This window comes from Clostridioides sp. ES-S-0054-01, assembly GCA_021561035.1.
GTDB lineage: Bacteria > Bacillota > Clostridia > Peptostreptococcales > Peptostreptococcaceae > Clostridioides.
In genome coordinates this window covers 1,656,372-1,674,056 of sequence record CP067346.1, presented here as the reverse complement: position 1 = coordinate 1,674,056, position 17,685 = coordinate 1,656,372, and the positions used below count along the sequence as shown (strand labels likewise).

15 protein-coding genes are annotated in these 17,685 nt (G+C 28.0%); 1 reads left to right on the top strand and 14 read right to left on the bottom strand.

From position 1 onward, the window contains the following. Positions 1-64: 64 nt before the first annotated feature. The 6 genes from JJC02_08060 to JJC02_08035 all read right to left on the bottom strand — a co-directional run bounded on the left by JJC02_08060 (position 65) and on the right by JJC02_08035 (position 6,263). Positions 65-1,033, bottom strand: a complete 969-nt coding sequence (locus tag JJC02_08060) for a siderophore ABC transporter substrate-binding protein (GenBank protein ID UDN56095.1) — start codon at positions 1,031-1,033, stop codon at positions 65-67. Positions 1,034-1,123: 90 nt separating this feature from the next. Beyond that, positions 1,124-1,879 (bottom strand): ATP-binding cassette domain-containing protein, encoded by a 756-nt coding sequence (locus JJC02_08055; GenBank protein UDN56094.1) that lies wholly within the window; start codon positions 1,877-1,879, stop codon positions 1,124-1,126. Then, a complete protein-coding gene (locus JJC02_08050) occupies positions 1,876-2,832 on the bottom strand; it encodes an iron chelate uptake ABC transporter family permease subunit (protein ID UDN56093.1) in 957 nt (318 codons plus the stop codon). Before JJC02_08050 ends, JJC02_08055 begins: the two co-directional genes overlap by 4 nt. Further along, complete coding sequence (locus JJC02_08045; GenBank protein UDN56092.1) at positions 2,822-3,775, bottom strand: iron chelate uptake ABC transporter family permease subunit; 954 nt, start codon at positions 3,773-3,775, stop codon at positions 2,822-2,824. Before JJC02_08045 ends, JJC02_08050 begins: the two co-directional genes overlap by 11 nt. Positions 3,776-4,021: 246 nt before the next feature. Beyond that, on the bottom strand, positions 4,022-5,002 hold the full coding sequence (locus JJC02_08040; GenBank protein ID UDN56091.1) for a membrane dipeptidase: 981 nt from the start codon (positions 5,000-5,002) through the stop codon (positions 4,022-4,024). Between the two features lie 58 nt (positions 5,003-5,060). Beyond that, the gene (locus JJC02_08035; GenBank protein UDN56090.1) at positions 5,061-6,263 is read right to left on the bottom strand and encodes a DUF819 domain-containing protein; all 1,203 of its coding nucleotides are present in this window, start codon (positions 6,261-6,263) and stop codon (positions 5,061-5,063) included. Positions 6,264-6,456: 193 nt separating this feature from the next. Between JJC02_08035 and JJC02_08030 the strand changes: the two genes are divergently transcribed. Continuing rightward, the gene (locus JJC02_08030) at positions 6,457-7,011 is read left to right on the top strand and encodes a cupin domain-containing protein (GenBank protein ID UDN56089.1); all 555 of its coding nucleotides are present in this window, start codon (positions 6,457-6,459) and stop codon (positions 7,009-7,011) included. A gap of 114 nt (positions 7,012-7,125) precedes the next feature. Here the strand turns inward: JJC02_08030 and JJC02_08025 are convergent, their stop codons facing one another. The 8 genes from JJC02_08025 to JJC02_07990 all read right to left on the bottom strand — a co-directional run bounded on the left by JJC02_08025 (position 7,126) and on the right by JJC02_07990 (position 17,606). Next, on the bottom strand, positions 7,126-7,917 hold the full coding sequence (locus tag JJC02_08025; protein ID UDN56088.1) for an HAD hydrolase family protein: 792 nt from the start codon (positions 7,915-7,917) through the stop codon (positions 7,126-7,128). Between the two features lie 27 nt (positions 7,918-7,944). Beyond that, positions 7,945-9,033, bottom strand: a complete 1,089-nt coding sequence (locus JJC02_08020; GenBank protein UDN56087.1) for a cysteine protease StiP family protein — start codon at positions 9,031-9,033, stop codon at positions 7,945-7,947. A gap of 52 nt (positions 9,034-9,085) precedes the next feature. After that, a complete protein-coding gene (locus JJC02_08015) occupies positions 9,086-10,324 on the bottom strand; it encodes a phosphoribosyltransferase family protein (GenBank protein ID UDN56086.1) in 1,239 nt (412 codons plus the stop codon). Next, positions 10,302-11,378, bottom strand: a complete 1,077-nt coding sequence (locus JJC02_08010; GenBank protein UDN56085.1) for an HpcH/HpaI aldolase/citrate lyase family protein — start codon at positions 11,376-11,378, stop codon at positions 10,302-10,304. Before JJC02_08010 ends, JJC02_08015 begins: the two co-directional genes overlap by 23 nt. A 63-nt stretch (positions 11,379-11,441) precedes the next feature. Continuing rightward, positions 11,442-12,578: a toxic anion resistance protein gene (locus JJC02_08005; protein ID UDN56084.1), complete on the bottom strand. Its 1,137-nt coding sequence runs from the start codon at positions 12,576-12,578 to the stop codon at positions 11,442-11,444. After that, positions 12,579-14,141 (bottom strand): hypothetical protein, encoded by a 1,563-nt coding sequence (locus tag JJC02_08000; protein UDN56083.1) that lies wholly within the window; start codon positions 14,139-14,141, stop codon positions 12,579-12,581. A gap of 86 nt (positions 14,142-14,227) precedes the next feature. Then, the gene (locus tag JJC02_07995) at positions 14,228-16,987 is read right to left on the bottom strand and encodes a calcium-translocating P-type ATPase, PMCA-type (GenBank protein ID UDN56082.1); all 2,760 of its coding nucleotides are present in this window, start codon (positions 16,985-16,987) and stop codon (positions 14,228-14,230) included. Then, the gene (locus JJC02_07990; GenBank protein UDN56081.1) at positions 16,977-17,606 is read right to left on the bottom strand and encodes a TerD family protein; all 630 of its coding nucleotides are present in this window, start codon (positions 17,604-17,606) and stop codon (positions 16,977-16,979) included. Before JJC02_07990 ends, JJC02_07995 begins: the two co-directional genes overlap by 11 nt. Between the last annotated feature and the right edge of the window lie 79 nt (positions 17,607-17,685).

Here is a 17,685-nt window from a genome sequence, read left to right as displayed (position 1 = left end):
AATCAGCCACTCTAAAGTGGCTGATTAAATAAGTAATAAACAAGACATGTTTAATATAAATAATTTATTTATTGACTGCTTTTGAAGCATCATCTATCATTTTGTTTAAAGACGTTAGACCTCCATCATTTACATACCATGTTGGTGAATCTAAATATATTATATTATCATTTTTATATGCATCCATAGACTTTATTATATCATTATTTAAAACAGATTTTGCTGTTGAACTGTCCTTTACATCACTACCAGTAGCTATTCCTCTATCTATGACGAACATAACTTCTGGATTTTGTTTAGCTATATACTCAAAAGTAATATTTTGACCATGACTTGATTCTTTTATATTTTTATCTTTATTTTCAAATCCAAAACTATTATATAATATACTAAATCTTGATTCTTCGCCAAATACACTTAAATTACCTTCATTGACCATTATAGTTAAAGCATTTAAATTTTTTTCTGTTACTTTTTTATTCAAAGTATCTATTTTCTTTTCAATTTTACTAAATTCTTGATTGGCTTTTTCTTCTACTTCAAATATTTTTGCTATTTTATCTATATTATTTTTAACAGATTCTAAGTACTTCTTATCATCCTTACTTGTACTTATTGTTGGTGCTATTTTTGACAATTGCTCATAAAAATCTTCCTGTCTTCCATTTATTATAATTAAATCTGGATTTGCTGACTTTATACCTTCTAAATCTGGTTCTTTTAAGCCTCCTAAATCTGTATACTTTTCATCCTTATATTTTTCTAAAGATGCTGGTAAACTCGCCTTAGGAAGCCCTACTAAATTCTCAGCTACACCTAATGCGTCCATCGTATCTAGAGCTGAATAATCAAATACTACTACTTTTTTAGGATTTAATTTTACATCTGTTTCTCCCAAGTTATGAGTTATCTTTATGGTATCATTTGAATTCTCTGATGTTTTTGATTCATTCTTTTTACTTCCACCTAATGCAAACACTGTCACTAATCCTACTATAGCTACTGCTGCTACTATCGCTGCTTTTTTATTCATATCAATATTTCCCTCTTTCTTATTAATATTTATCTTAATCTAAAATTTTATAAAAAAAGATGTAGTAAGTTTATTTTTATATACAATATTTTAAAAATAAATACAGATTCGATTTCCATTTATATTCTTAATGTTAAAATTCATTTCATAAATATCTTCTAAAACTTTTTCATTAACTATCTCATCTGTACGACCTACTTTTTCAACTTTTCCATTTTTTAATGCAACTATATTATCTGAATAACATGATGCAAAATTTATATCATGCATTACTAACACTATAGTCTTATCTAACTCGTCACAAAGGTCTCTAAGTACCTTCATCATTTGAACTGAATGATTCATATCTAAATTATTCAGTGGTTCATCAAGTAATATGTACTCTGTATCTTGAGCTATTACCATTGCTATATAAGCTCTTTGTCTTTGACCTCCACTCAATTCATCCAAATACTTATGTTGTATATCAGTCAACTTCATATATTCTATTGCTTCATCAATATACTTTTCATCCTCTTTAGTTAGATTACCTTCACTGTATGGGAATCTTCCAAATCCAACTAATTCCCTTATTGTGAGTTTTAAAGTTATATTGTTAGACTGCTTAAGAATAGCTATTTTTTTAGCCAATTCCTTATTATTATAATTAGTCAAGCTTTTTCCTTCTATTATTACTTCTCCACTATCACCTACTATAAGTCTTGTAACTATTGACAATACAGTACTTTTCCCAGCTCCATTTGGTCCTATAAAAGATGTTATCTTTCCCTTTTCTATATTAAAAGAGACATCATCTACAACATTTTTATTCTTATATTTTTTAAATATATTTTTTATCTCTATCATCTATTTGCCCCCTTTAATAGTAATTGAATAAAGTAAATTCCTCCTATGAAATTTATTACTACACTTAAAGTTGTGTCAAATTTAAATACATGTTGTATAAAAAATTGACCTATTATCAGTGTAATCATCCCTATCAACATAGAACTCAAAATTAAATATGTATGCTTATATGTTTTAAAAATTTCTCTAGATATATTGGCAAGTAAAAGTCCTAAAAATGTCATTGGACCAATAAGTGCTGTTGATATTGAAACTAAAATTGCTATTAGTATTATCATTTTTTTAACTACTTTATCAAAATCTACACCTAAATTAATTGCTTGCTCTTTACCCAACGATAATACATCCAAATACTTTATTTCGTCACATATAAAAGGTATTGTGGCAATAATTATTATAAATGCTATTAAAAGCACATTAGTATTTATATTATTTAAACTAGCCATTATACTGGTTTGTAAAGCTAAAAATTCGTTTGGGTCTATCATTACTTGAATAAATGTTGTAACACTTTTAAATAATGTTCCAAATACCATTCCTACTAGGATTAAAAAGAAAATATTATTTTTATTCTTTTCAAATAACGTCTTATATAATAACAGTGAAGCTCCAATCATCATGGCAATATTAATAATAAAATTATAATTCTCATTTATAATCAGACTACTACTTGAACCAAATATGAATACTATTATAGTTTGAATCATTACATATAATGAATCCAAACCCAGTACACTTGGAGTCAATATTTGATTATTCGTAATTGTTTGAAACACCACAGTAGTAAATGCTATACATCCTCCACCTAATATCATAGCAAGTATTTTTGGTATTCTCTGCGATAATGCATATTCTAAATGATTCATATCTATTCTATAGATTACAAAAAGTGCTATTGATGTTAATAGTAATGCGCTCACCAAATAAATTTTTTGATTGAGACTAAGCTTCATTTACATTCCTCCTTAAAATTAAATAAAGGAATAGTATACTTCCTATAACTCCAACTGTAAGCCCTATAGATATTTCATATGGATAAATAATAATCCTTCCAAAAATGTCACATATAAGTACAAATATCGCCCCAAATAAACCAGTATACCATATACTTGCCCTTATATTATCACCCATATATAAAGATACGATATTTGGAACTATTAGACCTATAAAAGGGATATTTCCAGCTGTAACGACTACACATACTGTAACAAGTGCTACTATTATTAGACCTATATTAACAATTCTTTTGTAACTCAGACCTAAGTTTGTTGCAAAATCCATACCCATACCAACAACAGTAAATTTATTTGCATAAATATATGCTAATATTATAAGAGGTATTGTGATATATAATATCTCATAATTTCCTTTAAGTATCATAGAAAAGTCACCTTGCATCCAAGAACTTACATTTTGACTCAAATCGTATTTATATGCGATAAAATCTGTCATAGAACCTATTATATTTCCAAACATTATACCTACTAATGGTACAAAGATTATATTTTTAAATTGCAACTTCCTTATTATTTTCATAAACATAAAAGTTCCTACAAGAGAAAATACAAACGCTATTATTGTCTTTGTAAAAATAGATGCAGTTGGTACTAAAAGCATACATATTACTATACCAAATTGAGCTGCATCTATTGTAGCTCCTGTTGTAGGTGATACAAATTTATTTTTACTTATCTGCTGCATTATAAGACCTGCTATACTCATCCCTACACCAGCAATCAATATACTTATTAATCTTGGTACTCTACTCATGATAAATATCATAAGCTTATGCTGATTTTTTGCAAATATATGCATTATATTTATATCTTCAGCTCCTATAAATAAAGAAAAATAAGACAAAATTATTATTCCTATGACTAAATACCTTTTTTTCATTCTCCCTCCTTAAAAATCGCTTCTTAATTAAAATGAAAATTATTATCATTTTCATTTTTATAGTTTATCAATAATAATTATCATTGTCAATATATATATATAAATCTGTTTTTCGCATAAAAAATGTTACTAGAAATTTCTAGTAACATTAAAATCTAATTTAATAAAAAACTATAAACACTAATTTAAATATGTAAATATTATTATGTAAATATAATATTTTATAAATTTAGGTTATTTATTATATTATTTTAGTATATCTTTAAAGAGTCTATAAAAATTACCACTAGAAATTAAATCTATATCTCTTTTTTTATAACCTCTATTTTCGAGTTCTACTACTATATTATGTGCTGTATGTGTACTTTCAAGACCATCTACACTTGGAGTACTAACATTTCCAGTAAAAGAACCTATAGTCTCTTTTCCTAAGTAATCACTAAAATCAAAGCCAAAAGATACATGTTCTATACCTATAAGATTTACCATATAGTCTATATGGTCAACCAAATGTATTAAATCTTGTTTCTTAGGATTACTATTAGTAAATCCTCTAAAACTATTTATTCCTACTAATCCACCTGTATTTGAAATTTCTTTTAATTGATTATCTGTAAGGTTTCTTTTAGCATCACATAGACTCCTAGCATTAGAATGAGAAGCTATTACTGGCTTACTTACAATAGACATTAAATCCCAAAATGACTTATCATTTAAATGTGATACATCTACTATCATGCCCAATTCTTCCATCTTATTTACTGCTTTTTTACCTGTTTCAGTTAAACCACGATTTTCATCTCCTAAACATCCTGTAGCAAGTTCATTTTGCTCATTCCATGTTAATGATGCATGTCTTGCACCAACTTCTTTATAAAAATAATCTATTAAATCTATATTTTTTCCAATATGACTTAATCCTTCAAGACCAATTAAAATATTTACTTTATTTTCACTTATACCTTTATCTATATCTGAATATTTTTTTACCATATTTGTAATATCTTTCATATCTTCTATTTCATCTTTTATAGAGCTTATGATTTGTTTAACTCTTTTTTCAGGCTCTTTATCATATGGTGGGTCTATCCATATTACAAAAATAGCTCCTTCTATATTCGCTCTTTTAAAATTATCAAGATGGATTCTTCTAAATACATCTTTCTCCCCGTTAATTCTTCTTATTGTTACATCTGCCCAAGTATCTGAATGTCCATCGAAAATCATAACAACCTCCAATTAAATAAAAATCTTTCTCAAAAACAACTTTTTTATCCACGTAAAATTATATCAAAATATTTCCTACTAAAAGACCAAAATAATTACCAACTATGTATCCAAATGTACCAACTATAAGTATTGGTCCTACTAGCTTAGACCATCCTTTTGATATTGCCATAGCTGCTGCTGTTGTAGGTCCACCAATATTTGCATTAGATGCAAGAATAGCTTCTTCTAAACTAAACTTAAATATTTTGGCAACTATAAATGTAACTAACATGTTTATCAGTACCATTATTCCACAGTATAAAAGTAATAATGGTGATTTTTGAATTATTAATGGTATTGAAGCAGGAACACCTACTACAACAAAGAAGATATATATTAAAAATGTACCCAACTCCTGTGCTCCTTTTATATCGCTAAAGAAATTAGGCATAAATGTAGCAAATAACATAGTCAAAGTAGTTATTATTAGATATTGATTGCCAAATAAAGTATTTAGCATTGCTAAAAAAGGATTTGATACTGGTATTATAGCTTTGAACCAAGTTGATAATTCCACAGAGACTGCAACAATTATAAAGGCACTACCAATGGCTATTGCTATATCTTTTAAAGATATTTCTTTTCTTCCCCAGTAATTTGCTGCTATTGTTTCTCCATCAGTTACACCTATACTTTCCATCTCATCTACATGTGGATGTTTAAAACGTTTTCTAAAAAATCCAATTGATGGTATAGCTATTAAAACAAAGAAATATAATGCCATTAAAAGATTATCTGCTACAACTGTTGCTGATACTAATTCTCCTGGAGCATCAAATGCCCCTGACATAGCTGCAAAGTTTACATTTCCACCTATATAAGAACCTGTCATCATGGCTGCAACAACATTTAAATCTGGTACTACATTTTTTAATGCTAAAAATCCAATCATAGCTCCAAGCACAGTTCCTACAGAACCTACAAGAAATATTACGAGTAATCTTCCACTTTCTTTCCATATCTTTTTAATGTTACATTGATACAACAATAAAGCTATAGCTAAAGGAACAACATATCCCCATACTTGGTCATACACAACAGACTCTACTGGTATAATATTTAGATTTGATAATAACATTGCCCCTACAAGAGCTATTATTGCTCCTGACACTTTTGATGCCCAATTATACTTTTGTTCCAAATAAATACTAAATGCTGCCCATCCAGTTATAACTGCCCATAATACCCAAATATTATCAGAGCTTACAAAACTCTTCATCTTAACTACCTCCCTTTCATTAAATTAAAATATCTATATCAATATTCAATATACTGAATATTAATACTATTATAATGCATCTTTTCAGAAAATTCAATATAACAGAAAAAATACATATATTGTAAAACTTTATTTATTCTATTAATCTTTAGAAATTATATGTTATAATCATGTCTGAGGAGGTTTGTATCTAATGAATATAGATGTCGGAAGTAAAATTAGAGCTCTTAGAAAATCTAAAAATATCAGTATCTCTACTTTAGCAAAAAATTCAGATTTAAGTACAGGCTTAATAAGTCAGATTGAACGCAATATGGTTGTTCCATCAATTGTGGCAATGTGGAAAATATCAAAGGCTCTTGACATAAGTATAGGTTATTTTTTTGACGAGATTGGAAGAGAAGATTCTAATATAATAGTAAAGAAAAACAATCGAAAAAAAATAGTAACTAATGATTCTACAAAATTTTACGAACTTCTTGTTCCTAATTTATCTGGAAAAAAGATAGAATTTATACTTGTTACGCTAGATGGTCATACACAAAAAAATAATGAATTTGTGACACATGAAGGAGAAGAATGTGGCTATATAATAAAAGGAAAAATGAAGATAACACTTGGAAATAAGGAATATGTATTAGAGGAAGGAGATAGTTTTTATTTTAACAGTACTATCCCACATGTGTATGAAAATTTTGATGATGAGGAATGTATCTCAGTCTGGGCAATGACTCCACCTTCATTTTAACATATTGAGTTCTTACTTAAATATAAATTGATAAAAATCTGAAATAAATTAGTATGTCAAACTTTATTCTAACTTATTTCAGATTTTTTAGCTTATTTTTATACATGTCAGTCATTATATATTAAGTAGGCAACTTTCGTCTAAAATGTTAGCTAATATCTCTTCAGTTCCACTCATTCCACTAAAAGAACTTAATAAAAATGAATTTTCTATTTCATTTTTATTTATATCACCATGCCTTAATACATAAGCCTTATTTGAGATATTAAGCATACCATAGTCCATAATAGAATCTCCAATTGCATAAAAAGATTCTATTTCTAATTCTTTAGTCAAGTATTTTATAGCATTTTCTTTTGAAATTTCTTTTGGTATAAAATAGATTTTTCTGCCACTCACATAGAACCTCCAATTTTTTGATTCCAAGATATTTATATATTCTTTGATTGAATCCAAATTAAATTTTGAGAAATCAACAACTATATAAAAAAATGTATCTTCTGCAACTTTAAAATTAGTTATGCCATCTATATTTAAATAGTCTCTAAATTTCTCAATCATACTTTCAATGGGTTCATAGTCAGATTTTAATTTATCTATTCTTTCACTCCATGATTTGAGTATCTCATTATTTTTAAGTATAATTCCTCCATTAGAAGTTATACTCCAAGGAAAGTGAATCCCGTATTTATTAAATTCTATACGCTTAAATTGCTCCTCTGTTCTAGTAGTTGCCGGTATAAACATACCATAATATTGTATTTGCTTTATTAAATTTATAGTATCTAAAGATATATAAGATATTTCTTTTCCCCTATAAAGTTCTATATTAATATATTCACTATTAGTATTTAAAAATTTATCAGAGTAAATGATACTCCTGTCTAAATCTGAAAAAACAATCATTCAATATTCTCCTGTCTAATATATTTTCTAAACATCTTTCATATTTTTTATTATTCCACAACATTTATAAGCTTTTAAATCCATTTGTTCAACTTCAACATTTTTCTCTTTAGCTAATATGAATATATGCTCTAAAGATTTATCATTTAAGTCTTTAACAAGAATCTTATATGGAACTCTCCTAAGTAAAACTCTTGTTGTTTCTCCGACACCTGGTTTGATAAAGTTAATATCTGTTATGTTATACTTTTCCTTTATATTTAAGACATCAAAATATCCATCTCTTGTTATAATATCACTTTCCCAGTTTTCAACTTCATCAGATATATTTTTAAATTGATTTTTAAAACATTCTTCTATAGTTTCTACATAGTTTATAGACTCATCTTTATCTTTTAAATGTCTATAGAATTTAGCTCCATGGAAGTCATCTTTACCAATTAAATCATCTCTTAGTACAGTTCTACTTACCAACCCAGAAACAGTTGAATTTAAACATGCACTTGGTATTAAGAAGTCTTCTCTAATTCCATAAAGCCCTGAATATCCAGCAGGGTCAGCTAATACAGCAAGGGTTGAGTCAAAATACCTTTTAAATTTAGTATTAAGTTCATCACATGCTTTTTCAAGTTCTTTTGATATAGTTCCCTTCCCAGTCCATCCATCTAAAAATTGAATTTTTGAACTTGGATGATTCTTTACTATATATTCAATTGCATTCATATCTATTCCTTTATCTCTTATTATAGAGATTGTATAGTGAGGTAAATTTATATTATACTTACTTCTTATATATCTCTTTGCCAAAATACCAATAGGTGTTCCTGCTCTAGCAAGTGAAACTAATACTATATCATTTCCATTTTTTTTAATTATTTTTTCACACATAACTCCTATAGAAAATGCAAGCTTATCTTTATTTTCTCTTAGTTTCTCATGATATAAATTCAGATAATCTTCACTAACTTCATACTCTATTGGTATCATTTCTGAATAATGTCTGCCATTTTGTATTTTTAATTCTCTCTCTTTATTTCCTTCTTCCTCAATTAAATTTGATATATCTTTTAATAAAAAGATAACATCATCTTTAGAATATGTGCTAAAATCTCCCATATGACTCAACTCCTATCTTAAAACTGTGATATATTTATCCTGTTAAAACACTTTAGCTACAACATACTATAGTTAATTCTTTTATACTTGTCTCTTTAATTATATCAATAAATTCTAGATAAGAATTTTCACTTTTATTTAGCTCTACAAATAAATAGCACTTCGAAAAATTATGTTTATCTATATTGTAAATATAATTTTGAACATCTGTATTATAAAAACTCTTTAACATAAACTTACTTCTAATAGGATAATTATCTTTATTAATATCAATAATTGGACTTCTTGTTGTTGAATGATAGTATACATCACATTGATTTTCTTTTTCTTTTGCAAATAACATAGGTATATACATAAATTCTTCAGTACCTAAAAATAGAATCTTTTCTTTTTCATTTTTTAAAGATTCTTTACTATCCATAGTTATTTTTTTACTTTCTCTCTTAACGATTTCTTTTAATCTAGATTGTTCTCTTCTATTGATTCCAAATCTACCTGTATATTTTACATATTTCTTATTTCCAATATAATCTTCTAAATCAACATAAATATGATTTACTACTAAGTTTAATTTATCCCTTGAAATAGTGTCTGATTTGGTAATAATATAATTATCATTGTAATTTGAAATAACATCTTCATCTATATCAAATTTAAAGTTTCCTTTAAATAAATATACAAATTCTATCTTACAATCCAGTTCTTTTTCTAAACGAGTAATTTTGCTTAAATTCTCATCACTTACCCAATTAAGTATGGAACATATAGTATATTTCTTTTTAGGATAAATACTTTGAATCTTCCTAATTATATTTATACATGTATTAGCTGTGGTAATCTCATCATCAACCAATATTATCTCGTCTCCAAATTTAAAGTTATTAAGCATCTGAAAGTATAAATTTTGGTCTGTTGCATGGGAATGTTCCTCTAAAAATTCTAGATTTTCTAACTCGTCAAACTGCTCTCTAGTAGTATGAATAAATTCATAATCTCCACATAAGTAATCAAAAAAACTATGCCCAACAGCTGTACCAGTTTCAGCAAAAGCTATAACAGTACCATTTGATTCTTCCTTATTTTTTTCATTATAAATTGTAGCCATTAATTTTCCCAAATTATCCATCTCACTTGGCTTACATGCTAAATGTTTACCGAGTTTCTTTGAGATAAACAAAAAACGTCTTTTGCTATTATTTCTTATTCCTACATCTAAAAAATCATTTAGTTCTAAATTCAAGGGATTATCAATAATGTCAATCTCACAATTAAAATTTAAGCAATTCTTCATAGTCTACTCCTTTATTTAATACACCATATATTTTAGATAGAATCAATGTTTTTTTAGCCCATAAAAAATGTGGATTTGTTTCATTCATTCTCTCTCCTAATACACCCTTGCTCACACCATACTTACTGTCTGTACTATCCAGTATATCCAAAGCATCAGTAAAATCTTCATATGATACTGTAGATAGCGCTTGTACAATTTGAATTTGCATTGGATGAATTACGGTCTTTCCAATTAATCCATGATATTTATCCAATAATATTTCTTCTATATACTTGCTTCTTATATCCCTATTTGTCATATCAAAAAACTCTGATACTCCACCACTTATAGGTATATCTAACTCTGGTCTTTGAAGATATGTGATTATATCTAGTATAAATGAAGAACAAATTAAATTATTATATATAGAGAAGGTTTTGTCCCTCCTTATACCATACATCCCTAATATATCAGTTATACCTACTCTAATGCTTAATATTCTTGACTTATGTCTTAAAATAGCATTGTACAAATTAGTAAAACTAAGTTCTTTTTTTTCATTATATATAAATTCTCTTGTCTCTATTATTGGAATAACATACATATTTTTAAGATTCATAGAATCTAAAGCTTCTATACAGTTTTCAATTAACTCCGAATTTGCTTTAGGAATTAATATTCCTGTTATAGAATGACTATTTTTAATTATAATCTCTTTAATTCTCAACAGTTGCTCCACATCTTTTATTCTTACAAAAATTAATGGTATTCCATCTTTATTAGTTATACTTTCATTGCTAATATTTTTTAAAATTAGTCTAAGGTTTTCTATAGCCTCTAACTCTCCATTTACTCCAACAGCATCTTCTAAACAAATAGCTAATGGTCTAACTCCCTTAACATCTCCTACAATACTCTTATAAATCATATTATATTGAGTCGCTGGAACGTATAAAAAAGCACCAAGTGCATATTTCAACACATCTTTTTCAGTCTTAGCATTAAAGTCTTCTGGCTCCTTCAAAAAAATTCTCTCCAAATCATCTTTGCAGATATAATCGAAATATTTCAATGTCTAGCCTCCTCATATACATAGAAAGGGCCAACTTTATACAAATTAGCCCTTAATATAATACTACTTATTATAAATTATAGTCGTATTTAATTCTTCCAATCTCTTTGTATTATCCTTAATTAAAGCTCTATTATTTTCTTCTATTCTCATAGTTTCATCTATACCAGACTTGATAGTATTATACATTTTTTCCAGTGTTTCTATTTGAACAGAACTTGTTCCAGCCATTCTAGCTATTTGTGCACTTTGAGTACTTACATTTTGTGCATTTCTAAGCAATAATTCATTAGTTTTGTCATCAAGTGCCTTTAGAGATTTTGCTTGCAATTCTTGCTTTTTAAGCAATATGGCCTGAGATAAACATTGTTTAAATACTGGTAACGTTACAACAAATGCACTGTTTATTTTTCTAATTAAACCATAATTATTATGTTGCATACCTCTAAGCATAGGTATTGTTTGGATGGCTATATTTTCTGCTATTCTTAAATCATAGACTCTTTGATTTAACATATCATAAACTTTTAATAGTTCTTGATAATTAACAACATCCATTTGGTCTCCACTAGTCTCTGATTTTTGTTTAAAGAAAGGTAGTATTTCATTATCCATTTCTTCTATTGCCATTTCTCCAGCAACAATATATTTTTGAAGTTCATTATAAAACTCAAAGTTTTCATTTAGCATAGCACCTATTTGTTTGTTAGAAAGCGCTATATCTCTTTCGTACTGCTCAAGCTCAATTTGAATTTTCTCAACTTCTCCTCCTAGTGTTTCATACTTTTGAAACATCATTTCAATGGCATTATTAGCTTTTTTGAAAAGTTTTTGAACGAAATTTGGTTCCTTAGTTTCTTGAAAATCATCTAAATCAAACTTGTCCATTATTTTAGTTAAATGAACTAACATTTTAGAATTTTCTTCATTCCTATTTAATTTTATTGTATTTAAAAGGCTATCGGAAACTCTTGCTACTCCTTCAGATGCTTTCCTACCAAATTGTAAAATCGTATCTGGATTTTCTACTTCTATAAGAGACGTCAATGCCTCAACTTCCTTAGACTTTCTCAGTTCATTTTTTTTATTATTTGTATATTCCATTATATCGAAATTTTCTTCTTGAACTGCTGTAGGCAAATTATCAGCAACCTCTACAGAATTCTTATCTTTTGAAAAACTATTTATATTTATCCCCATCTAAAATCGTCTCCTCTTTCCAAAAATTTTTTTAAGTAAAGGTATATCATTTTCAAGCGAATTTAATTTAAGGTCATATACCATTTTATCCAATCTGTGTATATCAATCAATTGGTTATTTATAACATTCTCTATATTATTTTCTCCACCTGGACACAGGATGATAATATCAAATCCAATTTTACTAAGTAAAAGCATAAGAAAAAATATTTCTTTATCAAATATAATACTCTTGTACATGTATATAATCAATTTTGGATTTATAAGGGAGTAATCAAAATTATTCATCATATGAACAAATTTCTTATCCATGTGAAGTACTGTAAATAGACCTTTTATCTTATCTTCTCCACTTAAACCATTCAAAAACATACTTCCTTCTAACAATTCTTCCACTTTCTCTAAAATCATAATTTGTTGATTCAAGGCTAGTGTTGATATAGAATAATCTTTATTATTTAAAACAGAGTTTTTATCTATTACACCTTTTGAATCCAATAAAAAGGATAAACTAAAAGCTTCTCTTGTAAAAGCTTTTGAAAATCTATCTACATCTCCATTAAATTCAATAAATGTTGAACTTTCCGAATCTCTTAATAAATCTAAAAACTTAATATATTCATTCTTATCATTATATATTCCATTAATCTTAGAAAGAAAATTTGGAGCTTCTACAATAGCATCATTAAACTTAAATCCTGGTCTTAATTTAAGTGGCTGATTCCAGTATATTGATATTTCATCAACAGTTGAACTTAAAAGCAAATTTTTTATTTTTCTGTCTTGAAGTTGCCAAGGTTTTATAAATCCCGCATCATTTAACAATTCTTCACTTATACGTTTTGATGCTTCTGCTCCCACAGTAAAAGCTTTTTTTACAGAACCTTTATCTATTTTTTCCCCTAAAAGAACTCTTTCTTCAAAAGAAACTTTTGCTTCTATTATGTTGGCTTCTTCAAACTCTATATTGTATCTTTCTAATTTTAAAATATCTATATTACTCTTTGAATTTGGATTAAGATATAAAACATCAAAACCTGCCAAGTATAATATTAAGAGTAAATAAACTTCATGTTTTTTTATATCTCCATAAAATATTACTTTTGGAGTTTCATTTTTATTTATATCTAAAGCACCGATATAAATTTTTATCCATGCCATTATTTTCACTATAAAATTTTGTTTAACTCTATCATTAGTAAATTCTTTTTCTTCCTCTTTTAACACTCTGTCTATTGCTTGCTTTATTTTATAATCAATCTCTTCAAATCCCAAAATATTTATATCTACATCTTCCATGCTACTTCTATATTTCTTAAGTCCATTTTTAAAATAATTTATAATATCAAAATTACTAGGATTTGCTATAGAATCAGTGAATAAAGCAATATCTTTTTTGCTATCGATATTTTGTTTTGTCTTAAATATCTCGAGATTGTACAAAATTTCATCTTCTAAACCAATATATGAAATAAAATAACTTAGATATCCCTTTGAAGGAGTATAATTTCCTCTATCTGATTGGCTGGAGAATATTTTTTCAAATACCTTTGAGTCACCCATAACTATCCTCCCAATTTAAATGTTTATTCAGAACTGACTCAAAATACATATTTTGAGTCAGTCTGTTCTCTTCTAAAAAATTTATTTTAAACAGTTTTTTTTGGTTTTACCAGTCTTATTATACATTTTACAATTTCATTAACTACAATTACACTAGCTGCTACACATAGAACTTTTGCCCATGTCATAACATCCATAGCTACAGAGTTAAAGAAATCTTGGAATAACTGAGTAAATATTACTTGTGCAATTCCTGTCAATACTATTATTTGTAGTGCTAATTTGTTATGTGTAAAATTAGGGAAAATACTATCTGCATTAAATTCTCTACAGTTAAATGCATTAAACAATGCACTAAAAGCAAATAACGCAAACATTACTGTTCCCTTATGAGCTTCATCAACTCCTAAGAAGTTAAATGTAGATTGTAACATTAGTATTGCTGTTATATAGAATGCATTTAATACTATTGTATACACCATTGACTTAGAAATTATATTGGCTTTTCTATCAACAGGTTTTCTATTTAATACATGGTCTCTAACTGGCTCTAGACCTAATGCTAGTGCTGGTGGACCATCCATGATGATGTTTACCCATAATAATTGTATTGTAGTAAATGGCATCTCTTGTCCCATAACTTGAGATATTATAGCAACTAAAAATGCAATTACATTTACAGTTAACTGGAATTGAACGAATCTTTGGAAGTTATCATAAATTCCTCTACCCCATTTAATACCTTTTACAATAGTGCTAAAACTATCATCAGTTAAAATTATGTCTGCTGCGTTTTTAGATACCTCTGTACCAGATATACCCATAGCTATCCCGACATCTGCTTTTGAAAGTGCTGGAGCATCGTTTATACCATCACCTGTTACTGCAACAACATCTCCGCTCTTTTGTAGAGCTGAAACAATTCTCATCTTACTATCTGGCTTACTTCTTGCAACAATTGAAATACTTTGTATCTCTTGCTTTAACTCTTCATCATCTAAAGTATCTATATATGAAGCTTCAACCACTCTCATATTATTTTTTAATAAGCCTAATTCTTCACCTATAGCTCTTGCTGTATTTATATTATCTCCTGTAAGCATTTTTACAGAAACACCAGCTTTATTTGCTGTGTTTACAGACTCTATAACGTCTTTTCTAAGTGGGTCTCTTATACCAACAAAACCACTAAATACTAAATTATTTTCCATTGCACTTACATTCATAACATCACTTTCAGCAGTTACTGCTGCTTCTTCTTCAGCTTGTGAGATTTCTTTATATGCAAACCCTAAAGTTCTCATTGATTTTATTTGTAATTTCTTTATTTCTTCTAAAATCTCATGTTTTATGTTTTCAGTTAATGGAACTACATCTTTTCCTCTTTGGATATGTGAACATAACTCAAGTAAGACTTCTGGTGCTCCTTTTGATAATAGTACATGATGATTATCTTGACCTATAACAGAAGTCATTCTCTTTGAATCAGAAGTAAAAGGATTTTGAGCTACTATATTAGAATTCTTTCTAGCTTGTCTATAGTCTACGTTTTTGTAGTATAAAAGCAATGCACATTCAGTAGCACTTCCTAAATACTTAACATCACCATCATTATGCTCTATATCAGCTGTAGAATTTATCATACAGTTTTCTTCAAAATAACTATTTATTTCTTCTTCTGGACTTTCAATATATCTTCCATCAATATATGCAACTTCTACAGTCATTCTATTTTCAGTTAATGTACCAGTTTTATCTGAACATATTACAGAAACAGAACCTATAGTTTCACAAGCTTCTTTTTTAGTAACCAATGCATTTATTTTAGCCATTTTTTGCATTGTTATTGCAAGTGTCATATTTATCATAGTTGGAAGACCTTCTGGAACTGCTGCAACTATCAACGCAACACATACTGTAAATGCTGTTTTAACAGGGTCTATTGATTCTAAAAATGGTAATAGTCCAGACATATCTACATTTAATACATTCTTACTTACCATTTGAAAAACCATAAATATAAATAACAATCCTGCTACTGCACTAGATACTTTGGCTATCAAACCACCTAAATTTCCAAGTTTTATCTGTAGTGGAGTCTGCTCATCTGTTTCTGATAAGTTTTGAGCAATCTTACCCATTTCACTACTATCTCCAATTGAAGTTACAACTAGAGCTCCTCTACCATAAGCTACAAGTGTACCACCAAACACCATGTTTATCTGTTTTGCAGGTATTGGCTCTTGTACTACTACTGCTCCTTTAGATTCTATTTCTTCCATAGAAACTACTACATCACACTTTTTAGATACATCATCAGATTCTCCCGTTAACATATCTTCTCTAACCTTAAGGTTTATAGTTTCTATAAGTCTACCATCAGCAGGTACCATATCGCCAGTTTCAATATATACTATATCACCTGGTACCAATTCACTCTTAGAAATTTGATGTACTTCTCCATCTCTTAATACTTTGACTTCTATGTTTTCAGTCAACTTAGAAAGGGCCTCTGCTGCTTTCTTAGAACGACCTTCTGTAATCATACCTATTGCTATCCCTATTGCTATAGCACCTACAATCCCTATTGCATCATGAGTTTCCCCAATTACTGCACTTACTACTGCTGCAATAATCAAGATAACTATCATTGGTTCACTTAAACTTTCCTTTAAATCATCCCAAAAACTACCTTCTTCTTTTGGAGTAAATTCATTTAAACCATACTTTTCTCTTCTCACCTTGACTTCTGATTCTGATAAACCTTTTTCAGGATTAACAGATAAGTCTTTTGTCACTTCTTCTTTCTCTACATTATAATATTTGATATCATTATTAAATTCCATATGCACACTCAATCCTGTCTAAATTTTGCATTACTTCTTTAAGACCCGCATCTTTTGTTCCTTCACCTATTGCTTTAAATTGCCAACTTCCATCTTTTCTATATATAGCTCCTACTATAAGAGTAGTTTTTTCAGAATAATTATCAGATAGATTATATTTTGCTATCTCTTTCTTATTGCTTTGGTCTTCAACTCTTATATAGGCATTTTCTATCATACCAAAGTGTTGTTTTCTATCCACACAATTATATATGTTTACTACAAATAATAATTTGTGAATATTTGATGGAACTTTATCCAAATTAACTAGGATTTGTTCATCATCACCTGCACCCTCACCAGTTAGATTGTCTCCTGTATGTAAAACTGACTTACAGGCACTTTTTAAATTTCCAAAATAAATTAAATCTTTTATTCCACTTAATTTACCTTCTTGATTAAGCATAAATACAGATGCATCACAATCTATATCAGCTTGTCCTCCACCAAATAACGATTTAAAAAATCCTCCACCGGATTGTTGCACAGGGTCCCATCCTAAACCTACAAGTATGTTACTCAGTCCGGGGTTAGATTTTTTTAAATCTATTTTATCACCTTTTGATAAATTAATCGACATACTAAACCTCCACCAAATTTTATATAATATAACCTATACATTATTTGTATAGGTTATTTATATTTAATATATTATATTA

Excerpts from the sequence above, each read along its gene's own strand:
- JJC02_08020 (UDN56087.1), bottom strand. The coding sequence starts at position 9,033 with ATGGGAGATTTTAGCACATATTCTAAAGATGATGTTATCTTTTTATTA.
- JJC02_08030 (UDN56089.1), top strand. The coding sequence starts at position 6,457 with ATGAATATAGATGTCGGAAGTAAAATTAGAGCTCTTAGAAAATCTAAA.
- JJC02_08025 (UDN56088.1), bottom strand. The coding sequence starts at position 7,917 with ATGATTGTTTTTTCAGATTTAGACAGGAGTATCATTTACTCTGATAAA.
- JJC02_08015 (UDN56086.1), bottom strand. The coding sequence starts at position 10,324 with ATGAAGAATTGCTTAAATTTTAATTGTGAGATTGACATTATTGATAAT.
- JJC02_08005 (UDN56084.1), bottom strand. The coding sequence starts at position 12,578 with ATGGGGATAAATATAAATAGTTTTTCAAAAGATAAGAATTCTGTAGAG.
- JJC02_08060 (UDN56095.1), bottom strand. The coding sequence starts at position 1,033 with ATGAATAAAAAAGCAGCGATAGTAGCAGCAGTAGCTATAGTAGGATTA.
- JJC02_07990 (UDN56081.1), bottom strand. The coding sequence starts at position 17,606 with ATGTCGATTAATTTATCAAAAGGTGATAAAATAGATTTAAAAAAATCT.
- JJC02_08050 (UDN56093.1), bottom strand. The coding sequence starts at position 2,832 with ATGAAGCTTAGTCTCAATCAAAAAATTTATTTGGTGAGCGCATTACTA.
- JJC02_08035 (UDN56090.1), bottom strand. The coding sequence starts at position 6,263 with ATGAAGAGTTTTGTAAGCTCTGATAATATTTGGGTATTATGGGCAGTT.
- JJC02_08045 (UDN56092.1), bottom strand. The coding sequence starts at position 3,775 with ATGAAAAAAAGGTATTTAGTCATAGGAATAATAATTTTGTCTTATTTT.
- JJC02_08040 (UDN56091.1), bottom strand. The coding sequence starts at position 5,002 with ATGATTTTCGATGGACATTCAGATACTTGGGCAGATGTAACAATAAGA.
- JJC02_08000 (UDN56083.1), bottom strand. The coding sequence starts at position 14,141 with ATGGGTGACTCAAAGGTATTTGAAAAAATATTCTCCAGCCAATCAGAT.
- JJC02_08055 (UDN56094.1), bottom strand. The coding sequence starts at position 1,879 with ATGATAGAGATAAAAAATATATTTAAAAAATATAAGAATAAAAATGTT.
- JJC02_07995 (UDN56082.1), bottom strand. The coding sequence starts at position 16,987 with ATGGAATTTAATAATGATATCAAATATTATAATGTAGAGAAAGAAGAA.